The organism is Staphylococcus sp. AntiMn-1 (assembly GCF_001663395.1).
GTDB lineage: Bacteria > Bacillota > Bacilli > Staphylococcales > Staphylococcaceae > Staphylococcus > Staphylococcus equorum.
This window is the reverse complement of sequence record NZ_CP012968.1, coordinates 1,922,438-1,939,609: the sequence shown is the minus strand read 5'-3', so window position 1 is coordinate 1,939,609 and position 17,172 is coordinate 1,922,438. Positions and strand designations below refer to the sequence as shown.

The window sequence follows — 17,172 nt, the reverse complement described above, 5'->3', positions numbered from 1 at the left end:
GTGTATTGAATAATGGAAAAGATTTTAATTGTGGAAGATGATGAAAAAATTGCACGTGTATTGCAATTAGAACTAGAGTTTGCAGAATACGATGTGACTTTAGCATATACAGGCAAGCAAGGAATACAAGCATTTCAAGATAATTCCTTTGATCTCATCTTGCTTGATGTTATGTTGCCAGAATTAAATGGTTTGGAAGTGTTAAGACGTATTAGAACGAAAGATAATTCAATAAAGGTCATCATGTTAACCGCTCGTGACGCATTAATGGATAAAGTCGGCGGCCTTGATTCTGGCGCAAATGATTATGTTACTAAGCCTTTCGAAATAGAAGAATTATTAGCTAGAATCCGTGCGCATTTAAAAATGCTACATGCTGACACAGAAGAAGATGATGACATTCTCGTACATAGACATATTTCTGTAGATACAAAGTCACGTGAAGTCTATATGGACGATACTATAGTGAGTACTACGCCAAAAGAATATGAAATGCTTGTTTATTTCCTGGAAAATAAAAATCAGGCTTTAGAGCGTGAGCAAATAATCAAACACGTATGGCAATTTGATTACCAAGGCGATACTAACGTAGTCGATGTGTATGTACGTCACTTACGTAAAAAGTTAGACAAAAACAAACCATCCATTATCGATAGTGTCCGTGGGTATGGTTATATGATTAAGGATTAATTTATATGAGATTAGGAACTAGAATCCAGTTGTATATCACCGTGATGACCGTAATTTTGATTATTTGTGTGAACATCTTTGTGTATGTTATTTTCAAACATTTTTCAATAGCTTCTGAGCTAAATCAACTTGAAGCACGTAGTATTAATATTATAGAAGAAATTAAAAAATCGGATAATAGAACGAATCAAGAAATTATGAATAACAGTTACATACTTTCTGATGGCTACATCAGCGTTATTGATAAGAACGATAAAGCCAAAGTGAATTTCACGACTAATGTGGATTATAATAATATCCAACAACCCTTTCAAAGTAAGCAATATAAAAAAACCGTTGCTTATAAAGGTCATCATTTTGCAATGATTTCCTTGCCTATCGTTTGGGAACATGGTGAAGTCGTCAATTTACAGCTTTATGAAAATGTAGACTTTAAGTATGAATCCTTTCAAATTTTAAAATGGATTTTAATCGGCTCAGTTATATTATTACTAATAGTTATTTTTTACTTGAATAGAGTAATCACCAATATTATCACGCAACCGATTTTGAAATTAAGTAAGCACATCAAAGAAACACAAGAAACCAAAGATTATTTACCTGTAGAAGTACAACAAAATGATTCGTATGAATTGCAGGAATTATCTACTTCCTTTAATGACATGATGAACAAATTGAAAGAACACGACGAGAGACAACAAGCATTTATTATGAATGCGTCACATGAATTAAAAACACCAATTACAGTTATAAACTCTTATAGTCAAATGTTGCAGAGATTTGGAAAGAAAGATCAAAAAACATTAGATGAAAGTATCCATGCTATTGGTGATGAAGCTAAAAAAATGAAATATTTAACAGAACAATTATTATATTATGCTCAAATAACTAAAAATAAGACAGAAAGTAGTCTTGAATATGAAAATATAGTGGAATTAATTGAAGAAATCACACATCGCTTAAAGCATGTATATAAACAAGATATAAAAGTAGAAGTAGCTTGTGAATCTTATGAAGCTTGGCTAAATATTTCTTTATTCAAGCAATTAATACACATATTTTTAGATAATGCGCACAAATATGGTGAATCACTTATTATTGTCAGAATTTCTGATAATAAAGATTCATTCAATATTGAAATTATGGATGACGGTATAGGTATTCCAGAATCTGACTTGCCTCATATTTTCACTCGCTTTTATCGTGTAGATAAAGCACGGTCACGTAGCACTGGCGGTTCAGGTTTAGGATTGTCCATTGCGCAAGAAATTGCCACACAACAAAATATAGTGATTGATGTAAAAAGCGAAGTAAATAAAGGTTCATCCTTTATTTTAACTGTGCCTAAAGGAGTCAAAAAATGAAACTGCTCGTTAAATTAATTTTAATAATGACATGTATTGGATTATCTGTCGCCCTATGTGTAATTATATTTTTAAAAGCGAATCAGCAACTTATGGCAGAGACAGATGCAAAAGCAATGGTTGAGAAACGTTACAATGGTGATATTGAATCTATCAAGCTCACTGATAATAAAAATGAATTTTTAGTAAAATTAAAATCAAGTGAAGGTATATATCACATTAAAGTAGATAGAGAAAAGAAAACAATTTCTAATATAAAACAAACAAAGGATTTAAAACCAAAGAAACCTGAACCCAAAAAGGAACAGAAAAAGGAAGATAAAAAAATCAGTGAAGCATCAGCCAAAGATATAGCAAAAGAACATGTCGGCGGTACCTTTAAATCTATTACTTTAAAAGAAGATAAAGGTATTAAATACTATTTGGTGACTCAAGATATAAGTAGTCAAAAAGGTGCTAATATCATTATCAATCATGTTACAGGTAAAGTATCCTCAGTGGCTTGGTTCAATAAAAATAATGATGCAGCATCAACTGAAACCCAACCTACACAACCACCGCCTACAAATCAAAAACAACGTATTTATTCAGGTGATGATGACGGCGATGATGACAGTAATGACGACGGCGACGATTATGATGATTATGAAGATGGCGATGATTAATAAATTACTTCACAAATATTTAAATAAAAACTCCGGGGTAGTTAGTAAATTTACTATCCCGGAGCTTTTATGTGTTTCGAGTAATTCGAAAACTAGTAATAATTTATAATAATTAACGCATGATTTCATCAATCACTCTTCTTTTCTTCGCTACCAAAAGGTACATACTTAACTTTTGTATCTGCTGGTAAACCTTCATATTTATTGAATAGTGTTTGATATTTCTCGCTGGTTGGCGTTGCATGATGTAAATAATGTTCAAATGGCAGTTTCTCCATCGTATAGAAATCCTTATCTGGATTCTCTTTTACTTCTTGTTTCAAATTCGCGATTCGCGTTTCATTTTGATAGTGAATATAGCAAAAACCACTCAAATAAACAACACCAAACATAATTGCAATTCCCACAATCATATTACGCCACAACGCATGCATAACGTTGAGTTGAACAAGTAATATCAGTAAAATGATGCTATAGATTACATATACTGTATAAAAATTCCTTGGACCCAGTGGTGATACAATGACTAAAGGTGCACATACAAGTAAAGTTGAGGCTAGGAGTAAATATAATGTATAACGTACTTCCTTTTGCCCGATCACTAAATGTATTGCATAAATCATTGCACCTAAAAATATAATACAAATCAAAGTATTAAGCAGATTTGCTATAGTGATTGAATGGAAATTTTGTAATTCGAATTGTTTATATATGAAAAAGTAATAAATAGGCAATATCAATAATCCACTAACAGTCACCCCTATTTTCACCTTGGATAAGCTATGCAGCACAGTACTGCGATATAGCATAACTAGCACCACAACAATAATCATAGATAAAATCACAATTTGATTGAAAAAGACCCAATCTGGAATTGTCGTAGTCACCGTATGGAATATTTTATCGACTAATCCTGTTTCACTCGATATATTCTGGTAACTGCTGCCTTCAAAAAATATTTTACGATAATTGGGATTTAAAAACATGAGCAATGTACCAGCCACAGATAATAATAAACCAACTATAAATTTAGGATTAATTTGTCGATAAAGTAATAAATTCAAACCTATAGCTAACACCAAAATCATACTATTAAAGAGTGTTGTATTTTCCATAAAAAATTGCCCAATAAAGCAAATAATATAAAAGACAATATTAGTTACAGGTGTAAGCCCTCTTCGTTCGAATAAAACCGTAACAATAAACCATAAAATGAACAGCACGCACAAAGTTGCTGGGACATAATTATAAAAACCTGCAAACCATCCATAAGTTTGTTTGTATATCTCACTTGGTATCGTAACCATAAGTATGAAAGCTATTAAATAATATAATGGCTGTTTCGTATTATGAGTAAAACGAACAATAATATATATCATAGCCATGCTAATCAACGCGTAAGATATCCACCTAAACCAATCCAAACGAACTGCTACAGTTTCTAAAATATTACCCAAATAACGCCCATTTAAATTCGCATATTTTTCCTGCCACATTTGTACGCCATACTGACTATACCAATCCCAATCATCATGTGTTAATGGTAAAAAGAACGCCATAAAATAGTAAAATAAAAATAGTGCTGTAAGTGTCAGATACGTCTTGTCCAAATTTAGTGATTTCATATTAATTTACCTCATGTTTATTTAAATTCGTCTTATGTATAATAAATAACGGTCTCTGTTTCACTTCATAATAAATTCTACCTATATATTCTCCAATAATACCTAAAGAAGTCAGCTGCACACCACCTAGAAATAATACCGCAAAAATAGTAGTGAAATAACCAGGCGTAGACACACCATAACTCAGTGTATAAATTAAATTGAAAGCAATATAGAGAAAGCTCATCAAACAACTGAATAATCCCAAATAAATAATAATACGTAACGGTCTATTATTAAAGGAAATCAGTCCATCTATACCATAATTTAACAATGAACTAAATGACCATTTAGACTCTCCTTCTTCACGTTGTACATTTTGATATTCAATGACTTTAGGCTCAAAGCCAATCCATGCAAATAATCCTTTTGAAAATCGATTGTATTCTCCTAATTTAACAACTTCTTTAACGGCACGCTGACTCAATAACCTGAAATCTCCTATGCCATCCTCTAAGGTAACATCTACCATTTTATTAATCATTAAATAATACATTTTAGACAGATGCTTACGTAACCAACGCTCTCCAGTCCTATCCCTTTTAGCCACCACTTGATCTTCGCCATTTCTAAAATCTACAATCATTTGCGGAATCAATGAAGGCGGGTGCTGTAAATCTCCGTCTATGATTATCAACGCCTCAGCTTCCGTACTTGCTTTCAAACCTGCATACATCGCTGACTCTTTACCAAAATTACGTGAAAACGAAATATATTTCACTCTACTATCTAATTCAGATAATTGTTGAATTATTGTTAATGTTTGGTCTCTACTACCATCATCCACGAAAAGTAATTCATATGTATAACCGTTAATATAACTATCATGTTGCATAATTTCTGTTAATTTATCATAAGTTTGTTTAATTACAAACGCTTCATTAAAACATGGAATCAATATTCTAATCATTAAAACGGTGCACCTCTTTGAATTATATTTATATAAAATGTATTATATACAGTATTATACAATATAACAAATCAGAATGTACTATATATTTTGTACATTCTGATTTTATCGAGTGCGCTATGTGTATTTTATTTTCGCTTTGGTAAGCACTAACAGCCATATACTTTTATTCATCGTAATCAAAAATTGCCGACAAATTTTGAGTCTTTGTCGGCAATTTAATTTAGTTAAATATTACTTTTCTTTATCTTTGCTTTCTTTTGATTCGTCCTTTAATTCTTGTTTGTTTTCTTTTAATTTCTCTTTATCTGCCTCAGGTGTGTAATCTACGCCTGTTGTATAATCATTCGCAGCATTCCACAATAAGAATTCATTTACGCCGTGATCTTTAAGCGCTCTAACTTGATCCTCAATTGCTTGACTATCATACGCTTTATAATTACCTTCACCTAAATACTGAGCAGTAAAATCTTGTAACCATGGGCGTGATTTTGGTTTGTCTTTGCCTAATGCATTTAGCACTGACGTTTCTTTATCTAAATAATTATCTATTGCTTTGTATGGTTCTTTATCTGGTGCTGCAAGACCGAAATCTCCTGGACTCCAGTGCGAAGGATAAATCATAGATGAAATTGCGTCTGTATTTTCAGCTATTTTAGGGAAGCTTTGACCTATTCCAGGAGCCTCTTCTACCATTGCCGCATAGCCAAATACATCAGCCGATACTTTCACATCATAATCTTTTAATTCTTTTCTAGCAGTACTTAAAAATTGAGTGACTGTATCAACACGCTGGTCTATATCACTTAACTTACTATCTTCGTATCCATCTTTGCTATATTGCAAGCTACCTTCCACATTTTCAAAACCTTCAGGAAAACGTACATAATCATATTGGATATCTTTAAATCCAGCTTTAGCCGCCTCTTTAGAAATATCAATATTATAATTCCATACATTTTTGTTAAATGGGTTAACGAATTTATCACCGCCATCACTTTCCCATACACTGCCATCTTCTTCTCTAAATGACCATTCTGGGTGGTCTTCAGCTAATTTTGAGTCTTTAAAAGTAACAATTCTCGCGATGGGATAAATATTCTTTTCTTCCATTTTTTTAAGTAATGGCTTTGCATCTACGATATCAATCGTATTATCATCAATCTGCTTATTACCAGTATTAAAATTGATAGTCACATTACCTGTATCATCTTTAACATCAATAACCATCGCATTTAAATCAGTCTCATCAATAAATGTTGTTAATTCTTTAAATTTTTCTCCATTTGTTGAATTTGCACTAACATAGATACCTTTCACGCCGTCTTCAGGATACGCCACGTCACTATAAGGTTTGCCATTTTCTTTATCTTTCGATTCACTTGCATGATTTTTATTATTGCTTTCTTCGGAACCCTTCTGCGATGAGTCACTCGCACATCCTGTTAACACAAGCGTTCCAACAAGTATCGTTGATAAAATTAGTTTTTCTTTCATTATTCATTTTCCCCTTAATATAAACTTAGGTATCCCTTCACGTTCGAATGCCTTGATTTTAAGTTTAGCACAATACACTTGTATTGCAAACGTCTAATTATTTATTTTATTATTAATTATTGATATTATTTATTTTATAACAAATAAGTTGAACACTTTACATATTATCGATTATCGTAATATCAGATAGTTCTTTGTAAAATAATTTGATATTCAATTTATTTCTGTCACTTTAAGGGTAAATGTTAATATGAAATATTCATAAATCAGAAACGGAGGATTATTTTGTCACCTATAATAATTAAACCTGCCTATCCTGAATTACAAAAGGGTGGATATTTTAACTTATTAGCAATTGATGACATGGCCAAAGTCTTTTTCAATACAGAGGATGAAATTAAACTTGAACAAGGCATGCAAAATCTATGGCGACAAAATGGCAATCGATTTAGCTACAACAACACGATGATTGCTTTTGTAGATGGTCAATCCGCCGGTGCTATCTCTTGTCTTCCTTATGATACGCTTGAAAATCAGACATTAGCCACTGTCGAACAGATAGTAAAAATACAGAAACTTCAAATTGTACCTCAGTTCATCAATAACTTTAAAGCTATAGTCGCTTTGATTAATTTAGATGAAGGTAGTTCAGGAGAATATCATGTAAGCATGCTTGCCACACTTTCTCAATTTAGAGGTATGGGTATAGCTAAAAAGCTACTTACTTATGCTGAACAACTTGCCTTACATAAAGGCTATGATATTATTTCACTGACGGTAGAAATTAATAATACTTCTGCCCAGCGCTTGTACCAAAAACAAGGTTACGATTATGTAGGTGAAACTGGTGAAGGCGATATTAAAGTATATAAAATGCGGAAATATCTAGGCTAGTAGTTACCTTAGAAGATATGAAAAACACGCACTCCTTTTAGATAAGAAGTGCGTGCTTCATTGTTGTTTTCTAGACGCCTGGCATTGTTCGGCCAGACAACCCGATGACTGACCTTTCTGATGTGAGAGGTTTTACAAGGAATGTTTCATGTAAAACATTCATGATTTATTAATACGTACTTTATCAATAGGTTCACCTAGTTCTTCTGAACCTTGAGGTACATGATATGTTATGACTTCAATATATGAATCTTTGATATTTACTTTACTAAATGTAGGTTTGTTGTCTTGAATTGATTTCGCAGCGTAATCTTTTTCACCATCAAGCTCATAAAATTTACTACCACTCGAAGAATTTAAAGTAACATAAACTGTACCATCTGGATTTGTATACGATTGCGGTGCTTCACCATTTTCATCCCATTGTACTTGTGGTTCTTTACCTTTCATGACATGCGAACGACTGTAAGAATGATCATGACCACCTAATACAAGATCTACATTATATTTTTCCATTAAAGGTGCAATGTGATTACGTCTATTTTTAGTTGCTAATGTATCTGAGTGTTTCCCTGCAGAGTATGGATTACGGTGTGTTAAACCAACAATCCATTTAGGGTCTTGACCCTTTGTATCTTCGATTGCACGTCGCAGTGTTTCTTCATGACCTTTAAAATCCAAGCTTTCCGAATTCAAACTTACAAACAAAGTATCATTATGAGTATAGTAAAAATTTGAACTCGCTAAATTTTTTCCATCATCTTGTAAATTCGGTAGGTTGAAATGTTGGGAAAATGCTTTGTTTGCTCTATCGTGATTACCTAATGTGGGTACAACTGTAAAATTCTCCATACCTTGTGCTTCGATGAAACCACTATAAGCTTTTTCATCCCAAGGTTCATTAACTTGATCACCTAAACTCAATAAGAAATCAGGATTCTTGTTTAATTTATCCATTTGATTTACTGTGTTTTGCCATCCTGCATTATCTTCTTCTAAATTACCTGAAGCACCTAATTGTGGATCAGCTATTGCAATAAAGTTAGTTTCGCCATTATTATTAGTATCAAATCGGCGTATTGCGGATTTCTCTCCGTTGTCACCATTATAAAAACGATACATATATTCTTTATTTTCTTCTAAATTGGATAGCGTGGCTTGTGTATAATTCATATCTGGTACATCTTTATTTAAAAATAGTTCCGTGTTACTTCCCTCATGCGTTTGTCCTTTAATACGTCTTGCATTAGAAAAATCTTCATCTTTGTTTGCTTCTGCAATTTCCACGTAGCCTTGTTCATCTGATTCATGGTACCAAGTGAGATTTTTTTCTGAATTATCCGCACCAATTGTTAAAATTGGGTAACGATGTTCGTTTGATTGTTGATTTTGAGTCGCTTGTTGAGATTCACTAGCTGGTTTTTCTGAAATATTTTGAGACGGTTGTGGCGTTCCATTTGATGGTTGTTCATTTTTTTGTGTTTCAGTATTTGTTGATTTCACTGATTGGTCCATCTTTGTATTTCCATTTTGAGGACCTTGTTGTTCTGTAAATTTGTTATGTGGTTGATCTGCACTTTTTTCTTTAGTTGTATTATTGGTATTTTCATTTGTTACGCTTGTTTCTTCTTGTTCAGTATTTCCTGGGTTATGATTTGATGCTATATTCTCATGGGAATCAATTGTGTTTTTAGTAGGTGTTTCACTTATTTCCTCGTTTTGTTTTTTACTTTGAGTCTTTTCAGTTAGTGAATTCTCTTCTGGATTTGTAGCATCTAGAGTTTGTTGATCAGTAATATCTTGCTCATTTTGTTCTTGCTGTTCTTGGTTTTCATCTGATGAATTTATGTTCATTTGTCCATTTTCTTTTGCTGGCTCTATATTTTGTTGATTATTGTCTTCAGAGTTTAAAGTGTCATTTTGAGGTTCATTATTTGTTCTTGTTGTATCTTTAGAAGAAATGTTTTTATCTTCTGTCGACGATATATTTTGTTGTACATTGTCATCTTTATTTACCGATTGTTCAACATTATGTATTGGCTCGTTTGTCTCTCCTGAGGTGTTAGCATGTGCATTTGAAGATGCAATTATAAATCCTGCAACTGATAGACTAAATAATATACCCGCTGACTTTTTCTTCATAAAACGTACCCACTCCTAGTTTAGTTATGTATTTATTAATACTATTCTTTCTCTTAAATTTATCAAAATAGTATTAATTCAAAATTAAATAGAAGTAAATGTTTATGTGGGATACATATTTAGACTAGTTATTTGCTATTCTGTTAAATTTTGGTTATAGTATTTTTAAATAGAATAGTTCTCTTATTAAGAGCGAGTGGAGGGATTTGGCCCTGTGAAACTCCAGCAACAGCTTTAACAAGCGATGTGCTAACTCCAACAGTTCATTTATATGAATTGAAAGATGAGAAGATGTGCGAAAGCTCTTCTTGTCTAAGAAGGGCTATTTTATTTATAAAAAATGAAAAGGTGGTATTTTTTATGAAATCATTGCACGAATTATTCACGGAACTCGACTATTGGGAAAACTACAAACCAGTTAATATGCCTAGTAGTATGAACAAAGCACAACATGTTCAATCAATCAAAAGAGAGATTGTTAACCGTATCGATGTTCATAAGTATAAAGACATTATATTAGAAAATGAAAGCTAATATTTTATTCATGAAACGCCCCTCGTCATAAATGATGAGGGGCGTTATATATACTAAATAAAGCATGAGATGGTTCAAATATTACTAAACCACAAGTATAGCAACATTTTATTTTGTGATTGTCATATAGTAAACATAAAATACACTAAGAACTATAAAATACATGGCACATAATCCATATGCCACCCATTCATTATAATCGATTGTTAATATCGCTAAGACAATGGACGTTGTGGCTAGCATCAAACACACCACAAATAAATACGCTATGTTATTAATTTTACTTTTAGGAACCTTGTGAGGTTCTATTGATGCTATAATTTTAATGTTTTTCGTTTTTATAATATAAAAAGATGTGAGCAACGACGTTACAAAACAAAGTAAACTAATAATAATATCCGAATTCATTAATTAACTTAACCTCTTTGTTATTGATTTATATATTGCTTTTGTAAGACGGTAAATTTACCAACACCGGTCCTCTCATTAATCTAAATATAGCATTCAATTCACAACACGTTAATATTCATTTATTTGTCTTACACGTACAATTATTATAATTTATCGTCAAAACAAAAAAGAGATCAAACAACTTATCGTTGCTTAATCTCAAATATATTTCTTTTCCACTTTTACTTTAAAAATTCTCTTATTTATATTCTTCAACCAATTCTTTATAAAACTTACTCAACGCTTTGTTTTCGGTTTCTTTAAATTGTTGGTCTGGGCGTAGGTTCGGGTCTTTACCAGTATGATCTTTTGGTGCGAAGCCTGATGCTAAAGTCACATCATCTTTACCTTCAAATTGGTATTCGTAGACCTTGCCCTCTTCAGTGAAAATGTATTTTGTCACTGGCTTACTTAAGTCTGCAACTTCCTTATAACCTTCTACATTAGAAAGGTCTTCCGCTTCTTTATCAAAGCCTGTTTCACCATCTTTAGGTGTATAGGCAACGACGCCAGTTACAGCATGCAAATCGAATGCTTCAGGTCCAGGTTTGCCTGTATTATTGATTTGTATTTCTCCTTTTTCCGTACCCGCATACCAATCACCATCAGAAATACTACTTGTACTAAAATAACGGTTGGAGACTGCCTTACCGTCTTCTTTTTTATCTTCAGCTAACCAATCTATCATTTCTTCTTTTATTTTCTTCTGTTCTTCATCAGAAATTTGAGTTTTATTTGATGCTTCTTCTTTACTGGACTCTTGTGCCATTGCTTCTTTTCCAGTCGATTTATCTGTCTCAGCTTTTTCATTACTACAACCCATAAGTAACGCTGTACAAATAGATACCATTGATAATACTTTAATATATTGTTTCATAAAACAAAGTCTCCTTTTTCAAAGGAAAACCGATATACCTAAGCTATAAAATAAATTACAGCTTAGGTATCAGTTTTAATTATATTTAATCTTTTTGAATACCAAATTCATCTACTAATTCTACGCTACGTTGTTCACCTTTACTGATGTCACCGCGTAGTTGATAAATTTTAACTTTCAATTGATCGCCTTCAACTTCATATACTGAGAAGTTTTGAGCTGATGAATCTCTGTTATTTTCATGTTTATCTTCAAATGCGTCTGTTTCTTGTGGCTGCTCGCCTAGTTTGAATAGACTGTTGTAATGATCTAAATCTTTCTGAGTTAACCAGCTTAATTCTGGTCTAACCTTTTTAATGTGCTCTAATGAACGGTCATAAATACTATCATATTCTTTCGTACCACCAGTGTTAGGTAACACATAAACTGAACCTTCTGGATCGTCATAATATTTCACGCCATCTTCGCCAACGAATTGTTCAGTATCTTCTTTATTCGCGTTCACAAAACTATTTTTCGTAGATGTATGTTCTAAAGGATGTGTACGTGATAACACATGGTCATGTCCTTGTAATACTAAGTCAACGTCAAGATCATCAATTTCTTTTGTTAATTCGTCTCTTACTTTCTTCACATCTTCATCTGAAAGTGCATGATATGATTTAGAATACATTGGTTTGTGTAAGTTTAAAACAACCCATTTTGCCCCATTGTCTCGCGCCTGTTTAATATCTTTCTTAATCCATTCCATCTGTTCATCACCGATGGCTTTTTCATCTGGATTGTCTTTTGATTTCTTATTATCGTTTGTATTCGCTACTACCATGTGTGCCCCATTATAATCAAATGAATAGTACGAACCGCCATTTACTGCGTCATTTTCTTTTGGTACGTTCATGTGTTCATTGAATTTATTCAATAATTTTTCGTCTTCTTCATTTAACGCATACTCATCATGGTTACCTGGTGCTGCAGCAACTGGTAACGACATAAATGATGGTCTAGATTGTTTATACAAGTCTTTCCATTCATCTTCAACTTCAGCAGTTTCTACAAAGTCCCCTGTATGTAGTGCGAAGTTAGGATCTCCTGCTGTTTGGATTGCGTTTTTCAATGTATCAGCACCAAATGCTGCTTCATTTCTTACGTTCTCATTCCAAAAAGCATTTTGCGTATCTGTGTATTGTACAAAGCTAAATGGATCGCCTTTATCACCGGAAGTTTTGAACTTACCTATTTCACTTTTCTTCCCACTTTCACTACCCACTTTGTAGTAATATTGTGTATTCGGTTTTAAATCTTTAGCTTGTGCTTTGTATGTATATTCTTTTTCTTTGATTAAATCTGTTTTACCGTGCTTGTCGCCACTCGTCCACTCAGGGCCACCTGCATTTTCATCGGTGTAATAACCATTCACTTTAGGTTTGCCATTTTTTTCAATAGGTTCGCCTTCATCATCTTTGGCTACATCTTTATAGATGATATTGCCATCTTTATCTCTTTCAAGATACTTAGAGTCTACTTTTTTAGGTTTTGCATCAAATGATTTTGCATCTGAAAAATCTTTAGATTCTGAAACCCATACTTTAGAATCTTTGAACTTGTCTGTTGTATACCAACTAAAACCCATTTCTGTTTTAGTATCACCCTTTAAATTTGTAATTACACGGTTAGGATTGTTGTTCTCTGGAACCTCAGCTACTTTAGGTTTTTTATCCAGTAATTCAATATCACCTTTTTTTCCCCTTCTGTTGCACTACCTGCACTACCTGCACTACCTGAACCACTTGCATCAGCTGTTGGTGCTGAAACTGTAGTAAATACTATAGCTAGACTCATTACAGTACTTACAGCAATAGAACGATACTTATATGCCATCACACGTACCTCCCAATATGAATTTTTAATGTTTCATTCACTATTCTAGCAATGTAATATTAATCTAAAGTTAATGCTATATGGACTTTGTAAATTTCAAATTACTATTTAATTTTATTTAGGTATATTTAAAGTATTACTTTATAACAGTTTTGAATAATTACGCTAATCTTCATAGTTTGTTAGAATTAAATCAAACGTAAAATTTAGGAGGAAGTAATTTGAAGAAAAAAATTGAAGTTGTGGGTGCTGTCATTTTTTCTGAAAATAAAGTGCTATGTGCACAAAGAAATGAAAATATGAGTTTGCCTCTATTATGGGAATTCCCGGGTGGAAAAATAGAAAAAGATGAATCAGAAATTAATGCTTTAAAAAGAGAAATACGAGAAGAAATGCTATGTGATATTGAAGTTGGTGACAAAATCACCACTACCGAATATGAATATAATTTTGGTATCGTAAAACTAAGCACTTATAAATGTACATTAAATGAAAAATTACCAACTTTAACAGAACATAAAGAAATCAAATGGGTAGCAATCCAAGAATTAGAAAAATTAGAATGGGCACCAGCGGACATTCCAGCAGTTGAAATCATTGTAAATGAGGAATAATTATGACTAATTTGTTAGAAGACTTTAATCAATCATTACATAAAGGATTTATTGACCGTACTATTGCTCATAAAGGAAACTTTATGCCGAAATTACTGGTAAACAATAAAGAAGAGAATGTTTTGTCTACAATTATAGACGAACTTCATAAGTGTAAGTCATTTACGATTTCAGTAGCTTTTATAACTGAAAGTGGCTTGGCGAGTTTGAAATCCTATCTTTATGACTTAAATGAAAAAGGAATTAAAGGTAAGATTATTACTTCAAACTATTTAGGTTTCAACACACCCAATATGTATAAAGAGTTATTAAAACTTAAAAACGTAGAAGTTAGATTAACGGATGTGAATGGTTTTCACGCAAAGGGTTATATGTTTGATCATATTGATTATTCATCAATAATTATTGGAAGCTCTAACCTAACCTCTAATGCTTTGAAAATAAACTATGAACATAATATCCTTTTTTCAACACAGCAAAGTGGTGACCTTATATATAATATCAAATCACAATTTGATGAATTATGGGCAACGAGTGTACCTCTTTCACATGAATGGATTGAGGCGTATGAAAATACATTTGAATACCAAACTTTTAAAAATACAGTTAGAGTTGCAGAAACGCAATCACTAGTTGAAACACAAACAAAAAATTTAATTAAAATTGAGCCGAATTTAATCCAAAGAGAAGCCTTAAAATCATTAACGTCACTGAGAAAAAATGCAAAAGATAAAGCACTTATCATTTCGGCGACTGGTACAGGAAAAACTATTTTAAGTGCTTTAGATGTTAGAAACTATGATCCAAAAAAATTCTTGTTTGTAGTGCATAACGAGGGGATCTTAAACAGAGCAATAGATGAATTCAAAAAAGTATTATCTCAATCAAATGACGCAGATTTCGGATTATTAACTGGTAAAAATAAAGATATTAATGCTAAATATTTATTTGCTACTATTCAAACTCTTTCTAACGAAAATATATACAATCAATTTGAAAAAGATCACTTTGATTATATCGTTTTTGATGAGGCTCATAGGTCTGCAGCCGCTACTTATCAAAAAGTATTTAATTATTTCAAACCTAATTTTTTGCTAGGTATGACAGCTACGCCTGAGAGGACAGACAGTCTAAATATATTTGAAATGTTTGATTATAATATTGCTTACGAAATTAGATTACAAAAAGCACTTGAAAGCGAAGTGCTATGCCCTTTCCATTACTTTGGAGTAACTGACTATGTCCATAACGGAGAAAAAATCGATGAGGTAAGTAATTTGTCAGATTTAACTTCTAATGAAAGAGTTGAGCATGTCTTAGAAAAAACTAGCTATTATGGTTACTCAGGTGATGAATTAAAGGGTTTGATTTTTGTAAGTAGAAAAGAAGAAGCATATGATTTAGCCGAAAACTTGTCATTACGTGGTGTTCCTTCTATCGCACTAACTGGAGAAGATAATCCTCAAAAAAGAGAAGAAGTTATTCAACAGCTTAAATCAGGTGAAATTAATTATATAATAACTGTTAATTTATTTAATGAAGGTATTGATATACCTTCTGTCAATCAAATTGTAATGCTGAGGGAAACAGAATCTAGTATTATTTTCATCCAACAGTTAGGTAGAGGGTTAAGAAAAAGTAGTAATAAAGAATATGTAACAATCATAGATTTTATTGGTAACTATAATAAAAACTATCTAATCCCAATAGCCTTGTCTGGAGATCAGTCGCAAAATAAGGATAACTACAGAAAATTTTTAACAAATAATTCAGCACTTAATGGCGTATCGACAATCAATTTTGAAGAAATAGCTAAGAAGAAAATCTATGACTCATTGAAAGCAGTTAAATTAAACTCAGCCAAATTAATTAAAGAAGCTTATACAACAGTTGAAAGTAGAATTGGTAGAATACCTATGTTAATGGATTTTATTGAACAAAATTCTATCGATCCGGGACTCATATACACCTCTAAAACTGATTCAAACGGAAATTCAAGGAGCCCATATAAAAACTATCATGATTTTCTCGTTAGATACAAGAAAGTTTCAGATGAATTAAATGAAAACGAGAAAAAGAATTTAACATTTTTATCACGAGAAATTGCTCAAGGATTAAAAAATGTAGACCATATAGTTTTGAAAGCAGTTATGAATCAAGAACAAAATATCAATCATTTATTTGCTAGAGCACAAGAAGTCGACTCTACCGTTACAATTGACGATGTTTCTACAAGTTTGAAAATCTTGGATTTTAGTTTCTTCAGTGAAAATATAAATATATCTTATGGCAACCCCATTATCAAGGTAGATAATAATAATGTTTATTTAACAGAAACCTTTATCGAATCTTTATCCAAAGATTTGTTTAAGTGTTATGTAGAAGATATTATCAAATTGGCTGAATATAATAATGAAAAACATTATGATGGTAAAAACTCGCTTATTTTATATAATAAATATTCACGAAAAGATTTTGTAAAACTATTAAATTGGGATAGCGATGTATCTTCAGTAGTAAATGGTTATATGTTTGGTTCTGGAACGTTACCTATTTTTATTAATTATCATAAACAAGATGATATAAGTGATAATACAAAGTATGAAGATACATTTTTAAGTAATGAGAAAATAAAATGGTTTACAAAATCTGAAAGAAAGATAGATTCACCTGAAGTTAAAGATATTTTAAATCATCAAAGAGATGGTATTACTATGCATGTTTTTGTAAAAAAAGAAGCCTTAACAGATGGTAAAGATTATTATTACTTAGGCAAAGCACATTACATTGAAGATACAGCAGAACAAACGACAATGCCTAACGAAAAACAAGACAATATTGTAACAATGAATTTATCACTAGAAACACCCGTAAAAGATGAACTTTACAGATATATCATAGAAGAATAAAATAATTTAAAATAGTCATCTTATAAAGATGGCTATTTATTTTAATTACTAATTTATCACTCCTTCTTTTAACTCCACCCCAGT

The 17,172-nt window shown here is 32.0% G+C and carries 14 protein-coding genes and 1 riboswitch; of the genes, 7 read left to right on the top strand and 7 right to left on the bottom strand.

Going from position 1 to position 17,172, the window contains the following annotated elements:
• Positions 1-12: 12 nt before the first annotated feature.
• From AOB58_RS09440 to AOB58_RS09430, 3 genes are read left to right on the top strand one after another with little or no spacing between them, the layout of a single operon-like run.
• Positions 13-690 (top strand): response regulator transcription factor, encoded by a 678-nt coding sequence (locus AOB58_RS09440; protein WP_002511690.1) that lies wholly within the window; start codon positions 13-15, stop codon positions 688-690.
• Positions 691-695: 5 nt separating this feature from the next.
• Positions 696-2,054 (top strand): sensor histidine kinase, encoded by a 1,359-nt coding sequence (locus AOB58_RS09435; RefSeq protein ID WP_021338973.1) that lies wholly within the window; start codon positions 696-698, stop codon positions 2,052-2,054.
• The gene (locus tag AOB58_RS09430; protein WP_064783360.1) at positions 2,051-2,719 is read left to right on the top strand and encodes a PepSY domain-containing protein; all 669 of its coding nucleotides are present in this window, start codon (positions 2,051-2,053) and stop codon (positions 2,717-2,719) included. Before AOB58_RS09435 ends, AOB58_RS09430 begins: the two co-directional genes overlap by 4 nt.
• A gap of 128 nt (positions 2,720-2,847) precedes the next feature.
• Here the strand turns inward: AOB58_RS09430 and AOB58_RS09425 are convergent, their stop codons facing one another.
• The 3 genes from AOB58_RS09425 to AOB58_RS09415 form a co-directional block, all read right to left on the bottom strand.
• Positions 2,848-4,344: a DUF6056 family protein gene (locus AOB58_RS09425; RefSeq protein ID WP_064783359.1), complete on the bottom strand. Its 1,497-nt coding sequence runs from the start codon at positions 4,342-4,344 to the stop codon at positions 2,848-2,850.
• A 1-nt stretch (position 4,345) separates the two neighbouring features.
• Complete coding sequence (locus tag AOB58_RS09420; RefSeq protein ID WP_064783358.1) at positions 4,346-5,293, bottom strand: glycosyltransferase family 2 protein; 948 nt, start codon at positions 5,291-5,293, stop codon at positions 4,346-4,348.
• A gap of 234 nt (positions 5,294-5,527) precedes the next feature.
• Positions 5,528-6,790: a putative glycoside hydrolase gene (locus tag AOB58_RS09415; RefSeq protein WP_064783357.1), complete on the bottom strand. Its 1,263-nt coding sequence runs from the start codon at positions 6,788-6,790 to the stop codon at positions 5,528-5,530.
• A gap of 285 nt (positions 6,791-7,075) precedes the next feature.
• On the opposite strand from AOB58_RS09415, the gene AOB58_RS09410 reads away from it, so the two are divergent.
• Positions 7,076-7,684 (top strand): GNAT family N-acetyltransferase, encoded by a 609-nt coding sequence (locus AOB58_RS09410; protein ID WP_064783356.1) that lies wholly within the window; start codon positions 7,076-7,078, stop codon positions 7,682-7,684.
• Positions 7,685-7,843: 159 nt separating this feature from the next.
• Here AOB58_RS09410 and AOB58_RS09405 read toward each other — a convergent pair whose 3' ends face one another.
• Complete coding sequence (locus AOB58_RS09405; protein WP_064783355.1) at positions 7,844-9,826, bottom strand: purple acid phosphatase family protein; 1,983 nt, start codon at positions 9,824-9,826, stop codon at positions 7,844-7,846.
• A 180-nt stretch (positions 9,827-10,006) separates the two neighbouring features.
• Positions 10,007-10,116: riboswitch (SAM riboswitch) on the top strand.
• A gap of 70 nt (positions 10,117-10,186) precedes the next feature.
• On the opposite strand from AOB58_RS09405, the gene AOB58_RS13670 reads away from it, so the two are divergent.
• Positions 10,187-10,360, top strand: coding sequence for a hypothetical protein (locus tag AOB58_RS13670; protein WP_165349529.1), 174 nt, complete (start codon positions 10,187-10,189; stop codon positions 10,358-10,360).
• 649 nt (positions 10,361-11,009) lie between these two features.
• Here the strand turns inward: AOB58_RS13670 and AOB58_RS09395 are convergent.
• The 3 genes from AOB58_RS09395 to AOB58_RS14065 all read right to left on the bottom strand — a co-directional run bounded on the left by AOB58_RS09395 (position 11,010) and on the right by AOB58_RS14065 (position 13,565).
• Entirely contained in the window at positions 11,010-11,687 is a 678-nt protein-coding gene (locus AOB58_RS09395; protein ID WP_064783353.1) for a hypothetical protein, read from the bottom strand.
• An 85-nt stretch (positions 11,688-11,772) separates the two neighbouring features.
• Positions 11,773-13,317, bottom strand: coding sequence for a purple acid phosphatase family protein (locus AOB58_RS09390; RefSeq protein ID WP_439895559.1), 1,545 nt, complete (start codon positions 13,315-13,317; stop codon positions 11,773-11,775).
• Positions 13,318-13,385: 68 nt separating this feature from the next.
• A complete protein-coding gene (locus tag AOB58_RS14065; protein ID WP_439895560.1) occupies positions 13,386-13,565 on the bottom strand; it encodes a hypothetical protein in 180 nt (59 codons plus the stop codon).
• Between the two features lie 221 nt (positions 13,566-13,786).
• On the opposite strand from AOB58_RS14065, the gene AOB58_RS09385 reads away from it, so the two are divergent.
• Both AOB58_RS09385 and AOB58_RS09380 read left to right on the top strand, forming a co-directional pair.
• Positions 13,787-14,179, top strand: coding sequence for a (deoxy)nucleoside triphosphate pyrophosphohydrolase (locus AOB58_RS09385; protein ID WP_064783352.1), 393 nt, complete (start codon positions 13,787-13,789; stop codon positions 14,177-14,179).
• Positions 14,180-14,181: 2 nt separating this feature from the next.
• Positions 14,182-17,088 carry a DEAD/DEAH box helicase gene (locus AOB58_RS09380; protein WP_064783351.1) on the top strand — a complete coding sequence of 969 codons (2,907 nt, stop codon included), beginning with the start codon at positions 14,182-14,184 and terminating at the stop codon, positions 17,086-17,088.
• The last annotated feature ends 84 nt before the right edge of the window (positions 17,089-17,172 follow it).

Excerpts from the sequence above, each read along its gene's own strand:
- AOB58_RS09440 (WP_002511690.1), top strand. The coding sequence starts at position 13 with ATGGAAAAGATTTTAATTGTGGAAGATGATGAAAAAATTGCACGTGTA.
- AOB58_RS09435 (WP_021338973.1), top strand. The coding sequence starts at position 696 with ATGAGATTAGGAACTAGAATCCAGTTGTATATCACCGTGATGACCGTA.
- AOB58_RS09430 (WP_064783360.1), top strand. The coding sequence starts at position 2,051 with ATGAAACTGCTCGTTAAATTAATTTTAATAATGACATGTATTGGATTA.
- AOB58_RS09425 (WP_064783359.1), bottom strand. The coding sequence starts at position 4,344 with ATGAAATCACTAAATTTGGACAAGACGTATCTGACACTTACAGCACTA.
- AOB58_RS09420 (WP_064783358.1), bottom strand. The coding sequence starts at position 5,293 with ATGATTAGAATATTGATTCCATGTTTTAATGAAGCGTTTGTAATTAAA.
- AOB58_RS09415 (WP_064783357.1), bottom strand. The coding sequence starts at position 6,790 with ATGAAAGAAAAACTAATTTTATCAACGATACTTGTTGGAACGCTTGTG.
- AOB58_RS09405 (WP_064783355.1), bottom strand. The coding sequence starts at position 9,826 with ATGAAGAAAAAGTCAGCGGGTATATTATTTAGTCTATCAGTTGCAGGA.
- AOB58_RS13670 (WP_165349529.1), top strand. The coding sequence starts at position 10,187 with ATGAAATCATTGCACGAATTATTCACGGAACTCGACTATTGGGAAAAC.
- AOB58_RS09395 (WP_064783353.1), bottom strand. The coding sequence starts at position 11,687 with ATGAAACAATATATTAAAGTATTATCAATGGTATCTATTTGTACAGCG.
- AOB58_RS09390 (WP_439895559.1), bottom strand. The coding sequence starts at position 13,317 with ATGGGTTTTAGTTGGTATACAACAGACAAGTTCAAAGATTCTAAAGTA.
- AOB58_RS14065 (WP_439895560.1), bottom strand. The coding sequence starts at position 13,565 with ATGGCATATAAGTATCGTTCTATTGCTGTAAGTACTGTAATGAGTCTA.
- AOB58_RS09380 (WP_064783351.1), top strand. The coding sequence starts at position 14,182 with ATGACTAATTTGTTAGAAGACTTTAATCAATCATTACATAAAGGATTT.